Source organism: Roseivirga seohaensis, assembly GCF_001592945.1.
GTDB classification, from domain to species: Bacteria; Bacteroidota; Bacteroidia; order Cytophagales; family Cyclobacteriaceae; genus Roseivirga; species Roseivirga seohaensis.
The window spans coordinates 1-227 of sequence record NZ_LRPB01000039.1; the positions used below are offsets into that span (position 1 = coordinate 1).

1 protein-coding gene is annotated in these 227 nt (G+C 40.1%); it reads left to right on the forward strand.

The window, feature by feature from the left end:
- A partial coding sequence (locus AWW67_RS19075; RefSeq protein WP_176700044.1) for a hypothetical protein occupies positions 1-227 on the forward strand: 227 nt, incomplete at both ends.

Genomic DNA, 227 nt, shown 5'->3' on the forward strand with positions numbered 1-227 from the left:
ATAGACTTGATCCTTTAGCTTACTACCAAGCATATTGGGAGGCACTTAGAAATGATAAAGTAACAGCAGGAACAGATCCTACTACCGCTGGCGCAGAGGCTTCAGCTGAATTAATTGACCTTCTGCACTACAACGCAACAAATGTTGCTGACAATCAAATTATCAATGCAGATGGTTCTATCAACCCTAATGCTAGCATTAGATATTCTTCTGACGATTTAGATTGG